The organism is Enterobacter sp. 2VL (assembly GCF_005503595.1).
GTDB lineage: Bacteria > Pseudomonadota > Gammaproteobacteria > Enterobacterales > Enterobacteriaceae > Enterobacter > Enterobacter cancerogenus.
In genome coordinates this window covers 217188-237179 of record NZ_SCNE01000003.1, presented here as the reverse complement: position 1 = coordinate 237179, position 19992 = coordinate 217188, and the positions used below count along the sequence as shown (strand labels likewise).

Sequence of the window (19992 nt, the reverse complement as noted above, 5' to 3'; positions counted from 1 at the left end):
CATGATTAAACATGTATGGTAGTCGTCAACACAGTCATTCATATTGGTATAACAACTTTAAGGGGGTGGGACGATGGAACAAACCTGGCGTTGGTACGGACCGAACGATCCGGTTTCGCTTGATGATGTGCGTCAGGCAGGCGCGACGGGCGTCGTGACGGCACTGCACCACATTCCCAACGGCCAGGTGTGGCCGGTTGACCAAATCAAACAGCGTCAGGCGCTGCTGGCGGAAAAGGGCTTAACCTGGTCTGTGGTCGAAAGCATCCCGGTGCACGAAGAGATCAAAACCCGTTCCGGCGAGTGCGACACCTGGATTGCCAACTATCAGCAGAGCATCCGTAACCTCGCCGCCTGCGGGATTGACACCGTTTGCTATAACTTTATGCCTATTCTGGACTGGACGCGTACCGATCTGGAATACCAGATGGCAGACGGCTCTAAAGCGCTGCGCTTTGACCAGATTGCCTTTGCGGCCTTTGAGCTGCACATTCTGAAACGTTCTGGTGCTGAAGCGGATTACACCGCCGAAGAGCAGCAGCAGGCGAAGCAGTGGTTTGATGCCGCCAGCGAAGCCGATATCGAAAAGCTGACGCGCAATATCATTGCCGGTCTGCCGGGGGCAGAAGAGGGGTACACCCTGGATCAGTTCCGCGCGCGTCTGGCCGAGTACGGCAATATCGATAAAAACCAGCTGCGCGACAACATGGCCCACTTCCTGCGCGCCATTGTCCCGGTCGCAGAAGAGGTGAAAGTGCGTCTGGCTATCCATCCTGACGATCCTCCGCGTCCCATCCTCGGCCTGCCGCGTATTGTCTCGACGATCGAGGATATGCAGTGGCTGAAAGAGACGGTCGACAGCATCTATAACGGCTTTACCATGTGCACCGGCTCCTACGGCGTGCGCGCGGATAACGACCTGGTGCAGATGATCGAGACCTTTGGCGATCGGATCCACTTCACCCACCTTCGCGCTACCTGCCGGGAAGAGAACCCAAAAACCTTCCACGAAGCGGCGCACCTGGGCGGCGACGTGAATATGGTGGCGGTGGTGGATGCAATCCTGGCGCAGGAAGTTCGCCGTAAGCAGGCGGGCGATGTACGTCCGATTCCGTTCCGTCCGGATCACGGGCATCAGATGCTGGATGATTTACGCAAGAAAACAAACCCGGGCTACTCGGCGATTGGTCGCCTGAAAGGGATGGCGGAAGTGCGCGGCGTTGAGCTGGCGCTGAAGATGACGAAGTATCAGGAGCTGCTGTAAGCTCTGTTGCCCGGAGGCGCTACCGCTTACCGGGCCTACAAAAAACCGGCCTGAGAGCCGGTTTTTGAGTTTTTGCAGGTCGGGTAAGGCGAAGCCGTCACCCGACAAATGCGGCAATCAGTCAGCACGACCCATATAGCGTTTTTCTTCGATATGGATGCGGATTTTCTCGCCTGCTGAGAGGTACTCAGGCACCTGAACAACCAGACCGGTCGTCAGCGTTGCCGGTTTGTTACGGGCGCTCGCGGACGCGCCTTTAATACCCGGTGCCGTATCGACAATTTCCAGATCGACGGTTTGCGGCAGTTCCAGCGCCAGCAGCACGCCATCCCAGGTCAGCACCTGCATGTCCGGCATCCCACCTTCAGGAATGAACAGCAGCTCTTCTTCGATCTGATCTTTGGTGAAGATATACGGCGTATAGTCTTCTTTATCCATGAACACGTATTCGTTGCCGTCGATATAGGAGAAATCAACGTAGCGACGGGTCAGGGTCACGGTATCCACGATATCGTCGCCTTTGAAGCGCTCTTCAACCTTCAGGCCGGTACGCACGTCGGCGAAACGCATCTTATACAGCGTTGCAGCACCGCGGGCGCTCGGGGCCTGAATATCGATATCTTTCACAATCAGCAGTTTGCCGTTGTAATTCAGTACCATACCTTTCTTAATTTCGTTCGCTCTTGGCATTGCAGTAATCCTGTTTACGGGAGGTAAAAAATATCGCGCCAAATTACTCGCGCGCGGCCTTTCAGGCAAGAGGAATTCGTGGCTTTTGCTATCAATACACAAAAGGTGTTACTGTGCGCCCGATGCCCGACTGCGCGGGCATTTCTACCCACAGAGAGCCTTTATGGATTGTCGTCCGGACTGTGGCGCGTGCTGTACCGCACCGTCCATCTCAAGCCCCATACCCGGCATGCCGCAGGGCAAGCCGGCAAACACGCGCTGCGTTCAGCTCTCTGAATCCAATCTGTGCATGATCTTTAGTTCGCCTTTGCGCCCGAAGGTGTGCGCCGGGCTTCAGCCCAGCGCCGGAATGTGCGGCAGCACGCGCGAACAGGCCATGACCTGGCTGCTTGAGCTGGAGAGCCTCACCGCACCCTAAACGTCTTTAATGCGCGTCAGACACCCGATGGTCACGACGCACATCACCAGCGCAATCCAGAACACCGTGTGATAATTCCAGATTTCCGCCACGATCCCGGCCATGGAGCCGGCAATAATCCAGCCCACGCGGGTGGTATTAGTATAAAGGGTGGTGGCTGCGCCTGCCTGTCCAGGCATCAGATCCTGGAAGTAGAGCATCCCGATGCCCGCCAGGATCCCGATGTAAATCGCGTTCAGCAGCTGTAACGCCAGCAGCAGCGCCGGGCTATGCACCGTCAGCATGCCGATATAGAACAGCAGCCCGGCGACGGCCGCAATACGCATCAAAAAGCGCTTTCCGAAGCGCTTCGCGTAATAACCGGCGATGAGCATGGTCGGGATCTCCAGACCTGCCGCGGTACCCATCATAATGCCCGCCAGTTTCTCCGGCAGGTGCAGCTCGTCAATAATAAACAGCGGCATATTAATAATGTAGAGACTGTTGGTTCCCCACATCAGCATACAAATGATGAATAACAGCAACGCGTCACGACGATTGCGGCGCGGCGCTTCCAGCACGCCGGTCGTGACTTTTGGTTCTTTGCGCATCGACGGCAGGAAAAACCATACCATTGCGCCGCACACCACAAACGCCACGGCGGCGCTCAGGTACATCACCGTAAAACCAAAACCCATCGCCAGCGCATACGCCAGCGGCGGGCCAATCACCCATGCCAGGGAGACCTGGGCACGCAGAATGGAGCTGAACATGACCGCTTCGCGCCCGGTGCGATCGGCGTGCTCGCGGGCAAGGGCGAACATCTGCGGGTTGGCGGTGGAGCCAAAGCTGCTCAGGAATACGCCGACAAACAGCAGAATGAAGTAGTTTCGGTTCCAGGCGAACAGCACGCAGGCGAACACGCCCAGCAGGCAGCAGAACACAATCAGGCTTTTGCGATCGCCTTTACGGTCAGAGCGGCCGGCAAGAAACTGGCTGACGAGGATCCCGATAATGGCGCTGCCGGTAAAGAAGAAGCCAACCATCGCCGGGCGGGCATGAACCTCGTTCGTTAAAAACAGGCTCAGCGTGGGCGTTTGTAATGCCCCCGCGATACCGGTGAGGAAAGCGACAATCAGAAACGCCGTTGACGTCAAATCAAAGGGCTTTGGTGAGGCGGCAGCGGGGGTGTTATGCATGTTTTATAATCAGAGAATGACAAAACCGCGGAGTTTACGCCGCCCGTTATAAAATAAACAGTGGGTGCCGTCAATTTCGCCACAAAAAATCAAAATAGCATTTCATTTTAGTCGTTCAGCTGAAGCTGCTGACGCCGTTTGCTGAACGTCAGCAAAAAGGCTCGCTGCAACAGAAATGTGCGGCATCTCTAAATTCTGTTATACGAAATGTAACTTTTCTTGCAACATTCTCGAGAAAAAGGCAAGAATTCTTGAAACGTTTCAGCGCTATCTTGTTTGAACTGACGGAGCAGGTTAGCGCATTTTTTCTCATTAAGGCTGAAACGATTCAAGTTCAGCAGGAGAGGAGAACCATGTTCCAGTTATCTGTTCAGGATATTCACCCGGGCGAACAGGCCGGGAATAAAGAAGAGGCCATTCGCCAGATTGCCGCCGCGCTCGTACAGGCAGGCAACGTTGCGGAAGGCTACGTTGATGGCATGCTGGCGCGCGAGCAGCAGACGTCTACCTTCCTCGGCAACGGCATTGCCATTCCGCACGGTACAACGGACACCCGCGACCAGGTACTGAAAACCGGCGTTCAGGTCTATCAGTTCCCGCAGGGCGTCGTCTGGGGTGACGGCCAGGTGGCTTATGTCGCCATCGGTATCGCCGCGAGCAGTGATGAACACCTGGGCTTGCTGCGTCAGCTGACGCACGTGTTAAGCGATGACGCCGTTGCTGAACAGCTGAAATCTGTTACCACCGCCGAAGAGCTGCGCGCCCTGCTGATGGGTGAAAAACAGAGCGAAGCGCTGAAGCTGGACAACGAAACGCTGACCCTGGACGTTGCCACAAGCGATCTGGTGACGCTGCAGGCGCTGAACGCCGGTCGCCTGAAAGAGGCCGGTGCCGCTGATGCTGCCTTCGTGACGCGCGTCATTAACGACAAACCGCTGAATCTCGGTCAGGGCATCTGGCTGAACGACAGTGCTGAAGGCAACCTGCGCAGCGCGATTGCCGTTAGCCGCGCGGCCACCGCTTTCGAGGTAGAAGGTGAACGTGCTGCGATGCTCGTCACCGTCGCCATGGCTGATGAACAGCCGGTTTCCGTGCTGAAACGCCTGGGCGATCTGCTCCTGAACAATAAAGCTGAAAAACTGCTGAACGCTGATGCCGCCACCGTGCTGGCGCTGCTGACCAGCGACGACGTGCCGACGGATGACGTGCTGAGCGCTGAGTTTGTGGTACGTAATGAACACGGCCTGCATGCCCGCCCGGGCACCATGCTGGTGAATACGGTGAAACAGTTCGATAGTGACATCACCGTGACCAACCTCGACGGTTCAGGTAAACCGGCGAATGGCCGCAGCCTGATGAAAGTTGTCGCGCTGGGCGTGAAGAAAGGCCACCGCCTGCGTTTCACCGCGCAGGGTGCGGATGCTGAACAGGCGCTGAAAGCGATTGGCGACGCCATCGCGGCAGGTCTGGGGGAGGGCGCATAATGAGCAGACGTGTTGCTACGATTACCCTCAACCCGGCTTACGATCTGGTGGGCTTCTGCCCGGAAATCGAGCGCGGCGAAGTTAACCTCGTCCGCACAACGGGCCTGCATGCAGCAGGGAAAGGCATTAACGTCGCGAAGGTTCTTAAGGATCTGGGCATCGACGTCACCGTGGGCGGTTTCCTCGGCAAAGACAACCAGGACGGTTTTCAGCAGTTGTTCAGCGAGTTGGGCATTGCGAACCGTTTCCAGGTCGTTCAGGGTCGTACCCGCATCAACGTTAAGCTGACGGAAAAAGACGGTGAAGTGACCGATCTGAACTTCTCCGGCTTCGAGGTTACGCCATCGGACTGGGAACGTTTCGTTAACGATTCGCTGACCTGGCTCGGCCAGTTTGACATGGTCTGCGTCAGCGGCAGCCTGCCGTCAGGCGTCAGCCCGGAAGCCTTCACCGACTGGATGACGCGCCTGCGCAGCCAGTGTCCGTGCATTATCTTCGACAGCAGCCGTGACGCCCTGGTAGCCGGCCTCAAGGCCTCGCCATGGCTGGTGAAACCTAACCGCCGCGAGCTGGAGATCTGGGCAGGCCGCAAGCTGCCAGAATTAAAAGATGTGATTGAAGCTGCCCATGCCCTGCGCGAGCAAGGTATTGCGCACGTGGTGATCTCTCTCGGTGCGGAAGGCGCACTGTGGGTGAACGCCTCGGGCGAATGGATCGCCAAACCACCGTCGGTTGAGGTTGTCAGCACCGTCGGCGCAGGGGATTCGATGGTTGGCGGCCTGATTTACGGCCTGCTGATGCGTGAATCCAGCGAGCATACGTTACGTCTTGCCACCGCCGTTGCCGCCCTGGCCGTCAGCCAGAGCAACGTCGGCATTACCGATCGTACCCAGTTGGCCGCGATGATGGCGCGCGTTGACTTAAAACCTTTTAACTAACAGCAGGAGAGGAATAATGAAAACGCTGCTGATTATTGACTCCGGACTCGGACAGGCTCGCGCCTATATGGCGAAGACGCTGCTGGGCGCGGCGGCTCACAAAGCACATCTGGATATTATCGACAACCCGGGCGATGCCGAACTGGCGATTGTGCTGGGCGACAGCATCCCGGCGGACAGCGCGCTGAACGGCAAAAAAGTATGGCTGGGCGATATCAATCGCGCGGTGGCGCATCCTGAGCTGTTCCTGAGCGAGGCCAAAGGCCACGCAACGGTGTACAGCGCACCTGTTGCTGAAGCGCCGGTTGCGGCGTCCGGCCCGAAACGTATTGTTGCCGTGACGGCCTGCCCGACGGGCGTGGCGCACACCTTTATGGCGGCTGAAGCCATTGAAACCGAAGCGAAAAAACGCGGCTGGTGGGTGAAGGTTGAAACGCGCGGTTCCGTTGGCGCGGGTAACCCTATCACGGCGGAAGAGGTAGCTGAGGCGGATCTGGTGATCGTCGCGGCGGATATCGAAGTGGATCTGGCGAAGTTCGCCGGTAAGCCGATGTACCGTACCTCGACCGGCCTGGCGCTGAAAAAGACCGCTCAGGAGTTTGATAAAGCGCTGGCGGAAGCTAAGCCGTATCAGGCAACCGGCGCGGCGAAAACCGCTACAGAAGGGAAAAAAGAGTCTGCGGGCGCGTATCGCCACCTGCTGACCGGCGTCTCTTACATGCTGCCGATGGTTGTTGCGGGCGGTCTGTGTATTGCGCTTTCCTTTGCGTTTGGTATAGAAGCGTTTAAGGAACAGGGCACCCTGGCCGCAGCGCTGATGCAGATTGGTGGCGGCTCAGCCTTCGCGCTGATGGTGCCGGTACTGGCAGGCTTTATTGCCTTCTCCATTGCTGACCGTCCGGGTCTGACCCCGGGTCTTATCGGCGGTATGCTCGCCGTGAGCACCGGTTCCGGCTTTATCGGCGGTATCATTGCGGGCTTCCTGGCGGGTTACGTCGCGAAGCTTATCAGCTCGAAGCTGAAATTGCCGCAGAGCATGGAAGCGCTGAAACCGATCCTGATCATCCCGCTGCTCTCCAGCTTGGTGGTCGGTCTGGCAATGATTTACCTGATTGGTAAACCGGTTTCGGGCATTCTGGAATGGCTGACCCACTGGCTGCAAACCATGGGGACGACGAACGCCGTTCTGCTGGGAGCACTCCTCGGTGGCATGATGTGTTTCGACATGGGCGGCCCGGTGAACAAAGCGGCCTATGCCTTTGGCGTTGGCCTGCTGAGTACCCAGACCTACGCGCCAATGGCGGCGATCATGGCGGCAGGTATGGTGCCACCGCTGGCGCTTGGACTGGCGACAATCATCGCGCGTCGTAAGTTCGACAAAGCACAGCAGGAAGGCGGTAAAGCTGCCCTGGTGCTGGGCCTGTGCTTCATCACCGAAGGGGCGATTCCGTTCGCCGCGCGTGATCCATTCCGCGTACTGCCTTGCTGCATCGTCGGTGGCGCAGTGACCGGCGCTATCTCAATGGCGGTGGGTGCGAAGCTGATGGCACCGCACGGCGGTCTGTTCGTGCTGCTGATCCCTGGCGCAATCACCCCGGTGCTGGGCTATCTGCTGGCGATCGTCGCCGGTACGCTGGTGGCGGGTTTCTCTTACGCCGTGCTGAAACGCCCGGAAGCTGAAGCCGTCGCCAAAGTGGCATAAGCAGTAAGATGAAAAAAAGCCGGGTTGCATGAGCACCCGGCTTTTTTTATGCCGCCTGTTCGGCGGTTTGCTGCGCTTTCAGCCAGGCAATCTCTTCGACCCAGATATCGGGATTGATGGTTTCCAGCACCATCGGGATCCCGTCGAAGCGCGGGTCCTGCATGATAAAGCGGAACGCATCGTGACCGATGTTCCCTTCGCCCAGGCTGTGGTGACGGTCCACCCGGCTGCCGAAGGCGCTTTTGGCATCGTTTAGGTGCATGCCGCGCAGGTACTGAAAGCCGACGATGCGCTCGAACTCATCGAAGGTGTGCTGACACGCCTCGGTGGTACGCAGATCGTAACCCGCCGCAAAGGCGTGGCAGGTATCGATGCACACGCCCACGCGGGTTTTGTCTTCCACGCCGTCGATAATCGCTGCCAGATGTTCAAACTTAAAGCCAAGGTTGCTGCCCTGACCGGCGGTGTTTTCAATCACCGCCGTCACGCCCTGCGTCTTGTCCAGCGTAATGTTGATGGATTCAGCGATGCGCGCCAGACAAGCGTCTTCATCAATTTGCTTCAGATGGCTACCCGGATGGAAATTCAGCAGCGTCAGCCCGAGCTGTTCGCAGCGCTGAACTTCATCGAGGAAGGCTTCTCGGGATTTTTCCAGCGCCTCTTCAACCGGATGGCCGAGGTTAATGAGGTAGCTGTCGTGGGGAAGGATCTGGCCCGGCCCGAAGTGATATTTCTCGCAGGCGGCTTTGAACTCATCAATCATTTCGGTGGTCAGCGGTGCGGCACGCCACTGGCGCTGGTTCTTGGTGAACAGGGCGAAAGCGGTCGCCTCGATTTCTGCGGCGCGAATGGCGGCATTCGCCAGGCCGCCTGCAGCGCTAACGTGCGCTCCAACATATTTCATAAGGGAATTCCTGTTAACCCGAAATGCGTATGATAACGGGTTAACAGGGGAAAGATGTAGTGGTTTATGCCATCAGGCTGTGTACCGCGAGGTTAATCGCGCCACCGCCAACAATCAGCCAGATGAACAGCACCAGCGCCATCAGCAGCGGTTTTGCCCCGGCTTTTTTCAGCGCGCTGACGTGGGTGGTAACCCCCAGCGCCGCCATCGCCATTGCCAGCAGCACGGTATCGAGCGTCACCAGCATATCCACCACGGCTTTTGGCAGCAGATGGAACGAGTTAAAGATCGCCACCACGATGAACAGGATCGCAAACCACGGGATCGTGATTTTACTCTTCTGGTTGCCATCAGCGGGCGCCAGCTGTTTAACGCGTGCGGCCAGGAAAATCAGGAACGGAGCCAGCATCATCACGCGCAGCATTTTGGCGATCACCGCAGCGTTTTCCGCATCCGGGTTAATGGCGTGACCCGCCGCGACAACCTGCGCCACTTCATGCATGGTCGAGCCGATGTAGATACCGTAAGTTTCAGGGCTAAACCAGTGCACCAGCAGCGGATACATGGCCGGGTAAAGGAAAATCGCCAGGGTACCGAAGATCACGACCGTTGCCACCGCGACGGTGACTTTACTGGCCTCTGCTTTCACCACCGGCTCCGTTGCCAGCACCGCTGCTGCGCCGCAGATGCTGCTGCCTGCGCCAATCAGCCAGCTGGTTTGCTTATCCAGCCCGAAGATCTTCTGGCCGATAAAGCACGCCAGCAAGAAGGTGCTGCTCAGCGTCAGGGCATCAATGACGATGCCGCTCACGCCCACGTCCGCAATCTGGGAAAACGTGAGGCGAAAGCCGTAGAGAATAATCCCGAGCCGCAGAAGATGCTGCTTGGCGAAAATAACCCCACCGTCGCAGGATTTCCAGATGTGCGGGTAAACGGTATTCCCGACGACCATGCCAATTAAAATGGCCAGCGTTAAGGCGCTGAAGCCTGCGCCCGCCACCGCCGGAATGCTGCCGCCCCAGAGCGCCACGCCGGTAATGACGGCGCTGAGCGCAAGACCCGGCACGAAGTGCCACAATGTACGATGATGCTGTAAGGTGATTTCTGACATAACCTTCTCCTTTGTCTGGCTAAAGGTTACGGCGCTCTGGCTTAAAAATAAAATTGATTATATATTTATAATCAATCTTTATAAGTGGTAAGCAACCATGCACATTACTTTGCGTCAGCTGGAAGTGTTTGCGGAAGTGCTGAAAAGCGGCTCGACGACACAGGCGTCGCAAATGCTGTCGCTTTCGCAGTCTGCCGTCAGCGCTGCGTTAACCGATCTCGAAGGGCAGCTGGGCGTTCAGCTTTTCGACAGGGTAGGGAAGCGGCTGGTGGTGAACGAACACGGTCGGCTTTTATATCCGCGCGCGCTGGCGCTGCTGGAGCAGGCGACGGAAATCGAACAGCTGTTCCGCGAGGACAACGGCGCGATCCGCGTTTACGCCAGCAGCACCATCGGCAACTACATTCTACCCGAGGTCATTGCCCGCTACCGCCGCGACTTCCCGGCCTTGCCGCTGGAGATGAGCGTCGGCAACAGTCAGGACGTGATCAATGCGGTAATCGATTTTCGCGTGGACATTGGTCTTATCGAAGGGCCGTGCCACAACGTCGACATTATTGCTGAACCCTGGCTGGAGGATGAGCTGGTGGTGTTCGCTTCGCCAGCCTCGTCGTTATTACAGGGCGAGGTAACGCTCGAGCGCCTGGCGCAGGCCCAGTGGATCCTGCGTGAGCAGGGGTCCGGCACGCGCGAAATCGTGGATTACCTGCTGCTCTCCCATCTGCCACAGTTTCAGCTGGGGATGGAGCTGGGAAATTCCGAAGCCATTAAACATGCGGTGCGTCACGGGCTGGGCATCAGCTGTCTTTCGCGGCGGGTGATTGCTGAACAGCTTGAGGCGGGTACGCTGGTTGAAATCCCTGTTCCGCTGCCAAAACTGGTGCGCACGCTGTGGTGCATCCATCATCGTCAGAAACACCTTTCCAGTTCGTTGCAGCGTTTTTTACGCTACTGCGAGATGTAACCCTCCCCGGTGGCGCTTCGCTGACCGGGGCCAGGCGCGCTTTTCAGCCCCTGTTTTTATGCTTTACTTATAATCCTGGCCGCGTCATGAAGCTCTCTTATAACTGGGGATTTCTGCCGGAAGGAACGCGGATCGTCTGCTACAATCGCGCCTCATTTAATAAATGGACAGCATTTTCACATGGTTTCAGAAAATAAAACCACAGAAGCGCCCGCGCTACGTCGCGAACTCAAGGCGCGTCACCTGACGATGATCGCCATTGGCGGCTCCATTGGTACAGGTCTTTTCGTTGCCTCTGGCGCAACGATTTCGGCAGCAGGCCCGGGCGGGGCACTCTTCTCTTATATCCTGATTGGCCTGATGGTGTACTTCCTGATGACCAGTCTGGGCGAACTGGCCGCTTACATGCCGGTCTCGGGTTCCTTCTCCACTTACGGGCAAAAGTATGTTGAAGAAGGCTTCGGCTTCGCGCTGGGCTGGAACTACTGGTACAACTGGGCGGTAACCATCGCCGTTGACCTGGTGGCATCACAGCTGGTGATGACCTGGTGGTTCCCGGACACGCCCGGCTGGATCTGGAGTGCGTTGTTCCTTGCGGTGATTTTCCTGCTGAACTACATCTCCGTTCGCGGCTTCGGTGAAGCGGAATACTGGTTCTCTCTGATCAAAGTGACGACCGTCATCATCTTTATCGTCGTCGGTGTGGCGATGATCGTCGGCATTTTCAAAGGGGCAGAGCCGGCGGGCTGGAGCAACTGGACCATAGGCGACGCGCCGTTTGCCGGGGGCTTCTCGGCGATGATTGGCGTGGCGATGATCGTCGGCTTCTCCTTCCAGGGAACCGAGCTTATCGGCATCGCGGCTGGTGAATCTGAAGATCCGGAGAAGAACATTCCGCGCGCGGTGCGCCAGGTGTTCTGGCGTATCCTGCTGTTCTATGTGTTCGCCATTCTGATTATCAGCCTGATCATTCCTTATACCGATCCGAGCCTGCTGCGTAATGACGTGAAAGACATCAGCGTTAGCCCGTTCACCCTGGTCTTCCAGCATGCTGGCCTGCTCTCGGCGGCAGCGGTGATGAACGCCGTTATCCTGACCGCCGTGCTCTCTGCGGGTAACTCCGGGATGTACGCCTCTACCCGTATGCTCTACACCCTGGCCTGCGACGGTAAAGCGCCACGTATTTTCGCCAGACTCTCTCGCGGCGGCGTACCGCGTAACGCGCTGTACGCAACCACGGTAATCGCGGGCCTTTGCTTCCTGACCTCGATGTTCGGTAACCAGACCGTTTACCTGTGGCTGCTCAACACCTCGGGTATGACCGGCTTTATCGCCTGGCTGGGGATTGCCATCAGCCACTACCGTTTCCGCCGTGGTTACGTGATGCAGGGGCACGACATCAATGACCTGCCGTACCGCTCAGGGTTCTTCCCGCTGGGGCCGATTTTTGCCTTTGTTCTGTGCCTGATCATTACGCTTGGCCAGAACTATGAGGCGTTCCTGTCTGACACCATCGACTGGGGCGGCGTGATGGCGACCTACATCGGCATTCCGCTGTTCCTGGCGATCTGGTTTGGTTACAAACTGGTGAAAGGCACACGTTTCGTTCGCTATAGCGAAATGGATTTCCCGGAACGATTCAAAAAATAACCGCAGTTCCTCTCTTTCAGCCCGCTCACTCGAGCGGGCTTTTTTATCTCCACAGTATGCAGAACGGATATAATTTTTAACAATTAAATTGATAATAGTTATCGTTTGCTTTATCGTTATCAAAAATTATAACGTGCCAGCCGACCCGCCACAGACGTGGGCGGCATGATGGGCATTGCGAGCAATAATTCATTGATTTAGTTGTGTTCACCTCATGGAGATATGGAATGTTTAGGTTGAATCCCATCGTCAGGGGAGGCCTTTGTGCGTCCGCTATGTCCCTGGCACTGCCTGTTGTAGCGGCGGAATCCGGCGACACGCTGGTTGTCACGGCCTCGGCTACTGAGCAAAACCTGAAGGATGCGCCCGCCAGTATCAGCGTGATAACCCAGGAAGATTTGAAGCGTAAGCCGGTTCAGAACCTGAAAGATGTGTTACAGGATGTGCCGGGCGTGCAGCTCACTAACGAAGGGGATAACCGTAAAGGCGTCAGCATTCGTGGGCTGGACAGCAGCTATACGCTGATCCTGATCGACGGTAAGCGCGTGAGTTCGCGTAACGCGGTGTTCCGCCATAACGATTTCGACCTGAACTGGGTGCCTGTAGATGCCATTGAGCGTATCGAAGTGGTGCGCGGGCCGATGTCCTCGCTTTACGGGTCAGATGCGCTGGGCGGCGTGGTCAACATCATTACCAAAAAGATCGGCCAGAAATGGACCGGTACCCTCAGTGCGGATTCAACCATTCAGGAACATCGCGATCGCGGTGATACCTATAACGGCCAGTTCTATACCAGCGGTCCACTGGTGGACGGTGTGCTGGGGCTGAAAGCCTACGGCAGCCTGTCCAAACGCGAAAAAGACGACCAGCAATCATCTTCTACCTCTTCCACCGGTGAAACCCCGCGTATTGAAGGGTTCACCAGCCGCGATGCCAACGTCGAGTTCGCCTGGACGCCAACGGAGAACCACGACTTCACCGCGGGCTACGGCTTCGACCGCCAGGATCGCGATTCCGACTCCCTCGATAAAAACCGTCTCGAGCGCCAGAACTACTCCCTGAGCCACAATGGCCGCTGGGGCGTGGGCAATAGCGAGCTGAAAGTGTATGGCGAGAAGGTGGATAACAAAAATCCCGGCAACGCAAATGCGATTACCTCCGAGAGCAACGCTGTTGACGGTAAATATGTGCTGCCGTTGGGTGAAATCAACCAGTTGCTGACCTTTGGCGGCGAGTGGCGTCACGATAAGCTGAAAGATCCGGTCAACCTCACGGGCGGCTCCAGCAGCAATACCTCGGCAAGCCAGTACGCGCTCTTCCTGGAAGACGAGTGGCGCATCTTTGAGCCGCTGGCGCTGACCACCGGTATTCGTATGGATGACCACGAAACCTACGGCGACCACTGGAGCCCGCGTGCCTATCTGGTCTATAACGCAACGGATACGGTAACGGTGAAAGGGGGCTGGGCCACCGCGTTTAAAGCGCCGTCTCTGCTGCAGCTTAGCCCGGACTGGATCACCGGCTCGTGCCGCGGGGCGTGTGAGATTGTCGGTAACCCGGATCTGAAGCCTGAGACCAGCGAAAGTTTCGAACTCGGTCTCTACTATAGCGGGGAAGAGGGCTGGTTAGAGGGTGTGCAGGCGAGCATCACCACCTTCCAGAACGACGTAGACGATCGTATCAGTATCAGCCGTACGGCTAACGTCGATCAGGCGCAAAGCTACCCGAACTATGTTGGTCTGAACGCCGATGGCGAGCCTATTTTCCGCTATTACAACGTTAACAAGGCGCGCATCCGGGGTGTGGAAACTGAACTGAAATTCCCGGTGGCGGAAGACTGGAAAGTCACGCTGAACTACACCTATAACGATGGCCGCGATATCAGCAATGGCGGCAACAAACCGCTGTCCGAACTGCCGTTCCATACGGCAAACGGAACCGTTGGCTGGAAAGCCACGCAGGACTGGGCGTTTTACGTACAGGGCAACTATACCGGCGAGAAACGCGCCTTAACCAGCGGTGCCGCGACGCCGGGTGGCTATGTCGTGTGGAACACGGGTGCGTCATGGCAGGCAACGAAAGCCGTTAAGCTGCGCGCGGGCGTGCAGAACCTGCTGGATAAAGACCTCAGCCGTGACGATTACAGCTACACGGAAGATGGTCGTCGCTACTTTGTGGGCGTGGATTATAAGTTCTGATGTCGCTTTAATGCCGGGTGGCGGCTGCGCCTTACCCGGCCTACATTCGAGGGATTTGTAGGCCCGGTAAGCGAAGCGCCACCGGGCAACAAAGGGCGCACTTATCCCATTAAATGCGCCGCATGGAAGCGGAGATGATCCTCAATAAAGGACGCCATAAAGTAATAGCTGTGATCGTACCCCGGCTGAATGCGCAGGGTCAGCGGCCAGTTTTTCTGACGTGCGGCCTCTGCCAGCAGCGCAGGCTGCAGCTGACCGGCGAGGAACTGATCCGCATCGCCCTGGTCGACGAGCGTGGGGATCGCATCCGCCGAATCGCTCGCCAGCATCAGCGCACAGCTGTCCCATTCCTGCCATTGTTCAGCGTCCTCACCCAGGTAGTGCGTAAAGGCTTTTTGCCCCCACGGCACCTGAGAAGGGTTCACAATCGGCGCAAATGCCGACACGCTGGTGTATTTCCCCGGATTTTTCAGCGCCATGATCAGCGCGCCGTGGCCGCCCATCGAGTGACCGCTAATTGCACAACGCTCGCTCACCGCAAACTCTGCCTGAATCAACGCGGGCAGTTCATCGCGGATGTAATCGTACATGCGGTAATGGTTCGCCCAGGGCTGTTGGGTCGCATTGAGGTAGAAGCCTGCGCCTTTGCCTAAATCGTAGCCGGCATCGTCGGTAACCTCGTCACCGCGCGGGCTGGTGTCCGGCATGACCAGTGCAATACCCAGCTCAGCGGCGACCCGCTGCGCCCCGGCTTTGGTGGTGAAGTTTTCGTCGTTGCAGGTCAGGCCTGACAGCCAGAACAGAACGGGGGGATTTTCCGTCGGTGGCAGAAAAATGCTGAACGTCATAGCACAGTTCAGAACGGTGGAGTCGTGCCGCCAGCGCTGCTGTCGACCTTCAAAACAACGGTGCTCTTCGAGCAGTTCCATGCAGGGCTCCTTATACGAAAAACGATTCATCAAACTCATAATACAGAGTTTTCATTGACCTGTGAGTAACTTTCACTTCCGCTTCACGGCGGGATACTGCATCATAAATTTACTTTTCTTTAACAACTGGAGTGATCATGGCGCTGCGTATCGCGCTCAGCGGATTTGTGGTTCTGGTGGTTGCCATGGGCATCGGGCGGTTTGCCTTTACGCCTCAGGTGCCGCTGATGATTGCCGCCGGGCAACTCACGCTGACCAGCGCGGGGCTGGTGGCGGCGATGAACTACCTGGGCTATCTGGTAGGGGCCTGGGATGCCATGCGCGCCCATCGCTTCGTGGAAACGCGTCTCTGGTTGGGCATGGCCGGCGCGGTTGCGCTGACGCTCCTTTCCGCCGCCGCGGATAATGCGCTCGTCCACGGACTGCTGCGCTTTGTTATCGGCTGCATGAGCGGCTGGTCAATGGTGCTGATTGCCGCCTGGACCAACGAGCGTCTGGGCCAGTTGGGTAAGCCGGGCCTGAGCGCGGCGGTCTTCGCCGGGCCGGGGGCGGGTATCGCGCTGAGCGGACTGCTGGCGGTCTATATTCAGGCGAAGGGGCTGTCGGCAGGGGCGGCCTGGCAAATCTATGGCGTGCTGGCGCTGGTGCTTATCGCGCTGGTGGCGCGGTATCTGCCGCGTGCGGGTCAACTCCATCGACCCGGCACGGCGCCTGAGCCACTCACGTTGACCACGGATTTGAAACGGCTGGTCTGGAGCTACAGCCTGGCGGGATTCGGTTACATCCTGCCAGCGACCTTTCTCTCGCAAATGGCGGCCGTGCGATTCCCCGGCAGCGTCTTCGCGCAGTTTGTCTGGCCGCTGTTTGGTGCTGCCGCCGTGCTGGGCATTGCGCTCAGTATCGCCCTGCGTCATCTCTCCACCTCGAACCGCAGGCTGGCCATCGTCCTGTGGCTGCAGGGCGCAGGCGTGCTGGCGGCCTGGCTGTTACCCGGACTTAGCGGGCTGCTGATGGGCGGATTGCTGGTGGGCGGCGGCTTCCTGTGTGCGGTTCAGCTTTCCTTACTCTATGGACGCGAGCTGGCGCCGAACCATACGCGCTATATGGCGGGGCTGCTGACCACGGGCTATGCAATCGGTCAATTGATTGGCCCGGTCACCTCCGCTATTTCCACCTGGCTGACCCATCAGCTGGAGCCTGCTCTGGGGCTGGCCGGGGTCGCCTTGTTCATTGGCGGTGCGCTGGTGTGGAACCGTCAGGCCGAAAGGCAGCGGCAATTGCAATAATTATCATCGTGAATACTGGATTATGTGCGTCACCTCACGCACAATGAGCGCACACTTTTGCCACAACGAGGGCAGAAGGAAGACACACCTGCAGGAGAAAAAAATGTCATCACTCAGTAAAGAAGCTGCCCTGGTCCATGAAGCCCTGGTTGCGCGCGGTCTTGAAACGCCACTGCGCCCGCCGGTTCAGGAGCTGGATAATGAAACCCGCAAGCGTCTGATTTCCGGGCACATGACCGAGATCATGCAACTGCTGAATCTCGACCTGAGCGACGACAGTCTGATGGAGACGCCGCACCGCATCGCGAAGATGTACGTCGACGAGATTTTCTCCGGCCTCGATTACGCCAATTTCCCTAAAATCACCGTCATCGAAAATAAGATGAAGGTTGATGAAATGGTGACGGTGCGCGACATCACCCTGACCAGCACCTGCGAGCACCACTTCGTAACCATCGACGGCAAGGCGACCGTGGCGTACATCCCGAAAGACACGGTGATTGGTCTGTCCAAGATTAACCGCATCGTGCAGTTCTTCTCCCAGCGCCCGCAGGTGCAGGAGCGTCTGACGCAGCAGATCCTTACCGCGCTGCAGACTCTGCTGGGCACCAACAACGTGGCCGTCTCTATCGACGCGGTGCATTACTGCGTTAAGGCGCGCGGCGTGCGTGACGCCACCAGCGCGACCACCACCACCTCGCTCGGTGGCCTGTTTAAATCCAGCCAGAATACCCGCCAGGAGTTTCTGCGCGCCGTGCGTCACCACAACTAATCAGGCAGGGCAGGAACCATGGAGCGAAACGTCACGCTCGATTTTGTTCGCGGCGTCGCCATTCTCGGTATCCTGCTGCTCAATATTAACGCCTTCGGTTTGCCGAAGGCGGCCTACCTCAATCCGGCCTGGTATGGCGAGATCGCTCGCAGCGATGCCTGGACCTGGGCGGTGCTCGATCTCTTCGCCCAGGTCAAATTCCTGACGCTGTTTGCCCTGCTGTTTGGCGCGGGCCTTCAGCTGTTGCTCAGGCGCGGCACGCGCTGGATCCAGGCGCGCCTGACGCTGCTGGTTATACTCGGCTTTATCCATGGGTTGTTCTTTTGGGACGGCGATATTCTGCTGGCGTACGGGCTGGTGGGGCTAATCTGCTGGCGCTTGATTCGCGATGCGCCCAGCGTAAAAAGCCTGTTTAACACCGGCGTGATGCTGTACGTCATGGGGCTGGGCGTGCTGGTGCTGCTCGGTCTTATTTCGGGCGATTCAACCAACCGCGCGTGGATCCCGGACGCGGCTCACCTTCAGTACGAGCAGTTCTGGAAGCTTAAAGGCGGCACCGAGGCGATAAGCAATCGCGCGGATATGTTGGGCGACAATCTCATTGCGCTGGGCGCACAGTACGGCTGGCAGCTGGCGGGAATGATGCTGATGGGCGCGTCGCTGATGCGCACCGGCTGGCTGAAAGGCGAATTCAGCCCACGTCATTATCGTCTGACAGGGGCAGGGCTGGTGCTGCTTGGCCTGCTGATCAATCTCCCGGCGGTCGTGATGCAGTGGCATCTGTCGTGGAACTACCGCTGGTGTGCCTTCCTGCTTCAGGCTCCACGTGAGCTGAGCGCGCCGTTTCAGACCATCGGCTATGCGGCGCTGATCTACGGTTTCTGGCCACAGCTTAGCCGGCTGTGGATCGTCAGCGCCGTGGCCTGCGTAGGCCGCATGGCGCTCAGCAACTACCTCCTTCAGACGCTGATTTGCACCACGCTGTTCTATCGATTTGGCCTGTTTATGAAATTCGACCGGTTGACGCTCCTGGCATTCGTTATCCCGGTCTGGGCCGTGAACCTGGCGTTTTCCGTTATCTGGCTGCGCTATTTCCGCCAGGGACCGCTGGAGTGGGTATGGCGTCAATTAACCGCACTTGCGTCGGGTGTATCATTGAGTAATACAACCAGATAACGATCTGGATCACAATCATTAACAAAACGGATGTAAGCGTTTTCATCTGTGTGACCTTCTTCACGTAGTCCCCTTCCGCTCGCTGCCAGAATAGCCTCCTTGCTAAACACAGGGGGTGTCTGTGAGTTGCTGCAATCCTTTGAAGGATGGTGAACATGATCACCATTCGTGACGTTGCCCGTCTGGCGGGCGTTTCCGTAGCGACCGTCTCTCGCGTGCTGAACAACAGTGCGCTGGTCAGCCCTGAAACGCGTGAAGCCGTTGTAAAAGCCGTCACCCAACTGGGGTACCGACCCAATGCCAATGCTCAGGCGCTCGCGACCCAGGTCAGCGACACCATTGGCGTGGTGGTGATGGATGTGTCAGATGCTTTTTTTGGTGCACTGGTCAAAGCGGTGGACGTTGTCGCGCAGCAGCATCAGAAGTACGTGCTGATTGGCAACAGCTATCACGAGGCGGAAAAAGAGCGCTATGCCATTGAGGTGCTGATCCGCCAGCGCTGTAACGCCTTAATCGTGCACTCAAAAGCGCTCAGCGATGAGGAGCTGGCCGGGTTTATGGAGCAGATCCCCGGCATGGTGCTGATCAACCGGATTGTCTCTGGCTATGCCCATCGCTGCGTCGGGCTGGATAACGTCAGCGGCGCAATGATGGCGACGCGGATGCTGATAAACAACGGCCATCAGCGCGTCGGTTACCTTGCTTCCAGCCATCACATTGAAGATGACGATATGCGTCGGGAAGGGTGGCAAAACGCGCTGAAAGAGCAGGGCATTGTCCCGCTGGACAGCTGGATCGGCACGGGTACGCCGGACATGCAGGGAGGCGAGGCCGCGATGGTCGAGCTGCTGGGACGAAATCTTCAGCTCTCTGCCGTCTTTGCCTATAACGACAGCATGGCGGCGGGGGCGCTGACCGCCCTGAAGGACAACGGTATTGCGGTGCCGCAGCATTTATCGCTGATAGGATTTGATGATATTCCCATCGCGCGTTACACCGACCCGCAGTTGACTACGGTTCGCTACCCCATTGCCTCCATGGCAAAACTGGCGACGGAGCTGGCGTTACAGGGCGCAGCAGGCATGCTTGATGCGGGTGCAACCCACTGTTTCATGCCGACTTTAGTGCGTCGTCATTCGGTATCCATTCGGCAAATTGTGGCTCCGATCACTAACTGATTACACAGAGTGATGTAACCGTTTTCAATCTGTGAGTAAATTCACAGTATCTTAACAAGCCGCTGACTATGATGTCAGCGTTTTAGGGGCTGAAACGCTATGTAACGGTGATTATTCACTTTGACCATAGCAAACGTGCCGTAAACATCT

17 protein-coding genes are annotated in these 19992 nt (G+C 57.5%); 12 read left to right on the top strand and 5 right to left on the bottom strand.

What is annotated here, in order from left to right:
- Positions 1-73: 73 nt before the first annotated feature.
- On the top strand, positions 74-1264 hold the full coding sequence (uxuA, locus tag FFS28_RS09330) for a mannonate dehydratase (protein WP_137849397.1): 1191 nt from the start codon (positions 74-76) through the stop codon (positions 1262-1264).
- A gap of 117 nt (positions 1265-1381) precedes the next feature.
- Here the strand turns inward: uxuA and yeiP are convergent, their stop codons facing one another.
- Complete coding sequence (gene yeiP, locus FFS28_RS09325; protein ID WP_006176435.1) at positions 1382-1954, bottom strand: elongation factor P-like protein YeiP; 573 nt, start codon at positions 1952-1954, stop codon at positions 1382-1384.
- Between the two features lie 163 nt (positions 1955-2117).
- Here yeiP and FFS28_RS09320 point away from each other — a divergent pair, with 163 nt between their 5' ends.
- Positions 2118-2372 carry a YkgJ family cysteine cluster protein gene (locus FFS28_RS09320; RefSeq protein ID WP_042320278.1) on the top strand — a complete coding sequence of 85 codons (255 nt, stop codon included), beginning with the start codon at positions 2118-2120 and terminating at the stop codon, positions 2370-2372.
- Here FFS28_RS09320 and setB read toward each other — a convergent pair.
- A complete protein-coding gene (gene setB / locus FFS28_RS09315) occupies positions 2369-3550 on the bottom strand; it encodes a sugar efflux transporter SetB (RefSeq protein ID WP_006176433.1) in 1182 nt (393 codons plus the stop codon). The two genes, FFS28_RS09320 and setB, sit on opposite strands and share 4 nt — an antisense overlap.
- Before the next feature lie 353 nt (positions 3551-3903).
- Between setB and fruB the strand changes: the two genes are divergently transcribed.
- The 3 genes from fruB to fruA are packed head-to-tail and all read left to right on the top strand — an operon-like array spanning position 3904 to position 7674.
- A complete protein-coding gene (fruB, locus tag FFS28_RS09305) occupies positions 3904-5034 on the top strand; it encodes a fused PTS fructose transporter subunit IIA/HPr protein (RefSeq protein WP_137849396.1) in 1131 nt (376 codons plus the stop codon).
- Positions 5034-5972, top strand: coding sequence for a 1-phosphofructokinase (fruK, locus tag FFS28_RS09300; protein WP_006176431.1), 939 nt, complete (start codon positions 5034-5036; stop codon positions 5970-5972). Before fruB ends, fruK begins: the two co-directional genes overlap by 1 nt.
- Positions 5973-5988: 16 nt before the next feature.
- Positions 5989-7674: a PTS fructose transporter subunit IIBC gene (gene fruA / locus FFS28_RS09295; protein WP_137849395.1), complete on the top strand. Its 1686-nt coding sequence runs from the start codon at positions 5989-5991 to the stop codon at positions 7672-7674.
- 46 nt (positions 7675-7720) lie between these two features.
- Here fruA and nfo read toward each other — a convergent pair whose 3' ends face one another.
- Together nfo and FFS28_RS09285 are read right to left on the bottom strand one after the other, a co-directional pair.
- Positions 7721-8578 carry a deoxyribonuclease IV gene (gene nfo / locus FFS28_RS09290; RefSeq protein WP_088208082.1) on the bottom strand — a complete coding sequence of 286 codons (858 nt, stop codon included), beginning with the start codon at positions 8576-8578 and terminating at the stop codon, positions 7721-7723.
- A gap of 64 nt (positions 8579-8642) precedes the next feature.
- On the bottom strand, positions 8643-9689 hold the full coding sequence (locus FFS28_RS09285; protein WP_137849394.1) for a YeiH family protein: 1047 nt from the start codon (positions 9687-9689) through the stop codon (positions 8643-8645).
- A gap of 97 nt (positions 9690-9786) precedes the next feature.
- Here FFS28_RS09285 and yieE point away from each other — a divergent pair, with 97 nt between their 5' ends.
- The 3 genes from yieE to cirA all read left to right on the top strand — a co-directional run bounded on the left by yieE (position 9787) and on the right by cirA (position 14501).
- Positions 9787-10653 carry a DNA-binding transcriptional regulator YeiE gene (gene yieE / locus FFS28_RS09280; protein WP_006176427.1) on the top strand — a complete coding sequence of 289 codons (867 nt, stop codon included), beginning with the start codon at positions 9787-9789 and terminating at the stop codon, positions 10651-10653.
- Positions 10654-10833: 180 nt separating this feature from the next.
- Positions 10834-12303: an amino acid permease gene (locus tag FFS28_RS09275; RefSeq protein ID WP_137849393.1), complete on the top strand. Its 1470-nt coding sequence runs from the start codon at positions 10834-10836 to the stop codon at positions 12301-12303.
- A gap of 227 nt (positions 12304-12530) precedes the next feature.
- A complete protein-coding gene (cirA, locus tag FFS28_RS09270) occupies positions 12531-14501 on the top strand; it encodes a catecholate siderophore receptor CirA (RefSeq protein ID WP_137849392.1) in 1971 nt (656 codons plus the stop codon).
- Between the two features lie 101 nt (positions 14502-14602).
- On the opposite strand, the gene fghA is transcribed toward cirA, so the two are convergent.
- Positions 14603-15430: an S-formylglutathione hydrolase gene (gene fghA, locus FFS28_RS09260; protein ID WP_137849391.1), complete on the bottom strand. Its 828-nt coding sequence runs from the start codon at positions 15428-15430 to the stop codon at positions 14603-14605.
- 137 nt (positions 15431-15567) lie between these two features.
- Here fghA and FFS28_RS09255 point away from each other — a divergent pair, with 137 nt between their 5' ends.
- From FFS28_RS09255 to galS, 4 genes are all read left to right on the top strand, one after another.
- The gene (locus FFS28_RS09255) at positions 15568-16716 is read left to right on the top strand and encodes a YbfB/YjiJ family MFS transporter (RefSeq protein WP_102890471.1); all 1149 of its coding nucleotides are present in this window, start codon (positions 15568-15570) and stop codon (positions 16714-16716) included.
- 103 nt (positions 16717-16819) lie between these two features.
- Positions 16820-17488: a GTP cyclohydrolase I FolE gene (gene folE, locus FFS28_RS09250; protein ID WP_042320272.1), complete on the top strand. Its 669-nt coding sequence runs from the start codon at positions 16820-16822 to the stop codon at positions 17486-17488.
- Between the two features lie 18 nt (positions 17489-17506).
- Positions 17507-18664, top strand: a complete 1158-nt coding sequence (gene yeiB / locus FFS28_RS09245; RefSeq protein WP_006176421.1) for a DUF418 domain-containing protein YeiB — start codon at positions 17507-17509, stop codon at positions 18662-18664.
- A 155-nt stretch (positions 18665-18819) separates the two neighbouring features.
- Positions 18820-19842, top strand: coding sequence for an HTH-type transcriptional regulator GalS (gene galS / locus FFS28_RS09240; protein ID WP_137849390.1), 1023 nt, complete (start codon positions 18820-18822; stop codon positions 19840-19842).
- The last annotated feature ends 150 nt before the right edge of the window (positions 19843-19992 follow it).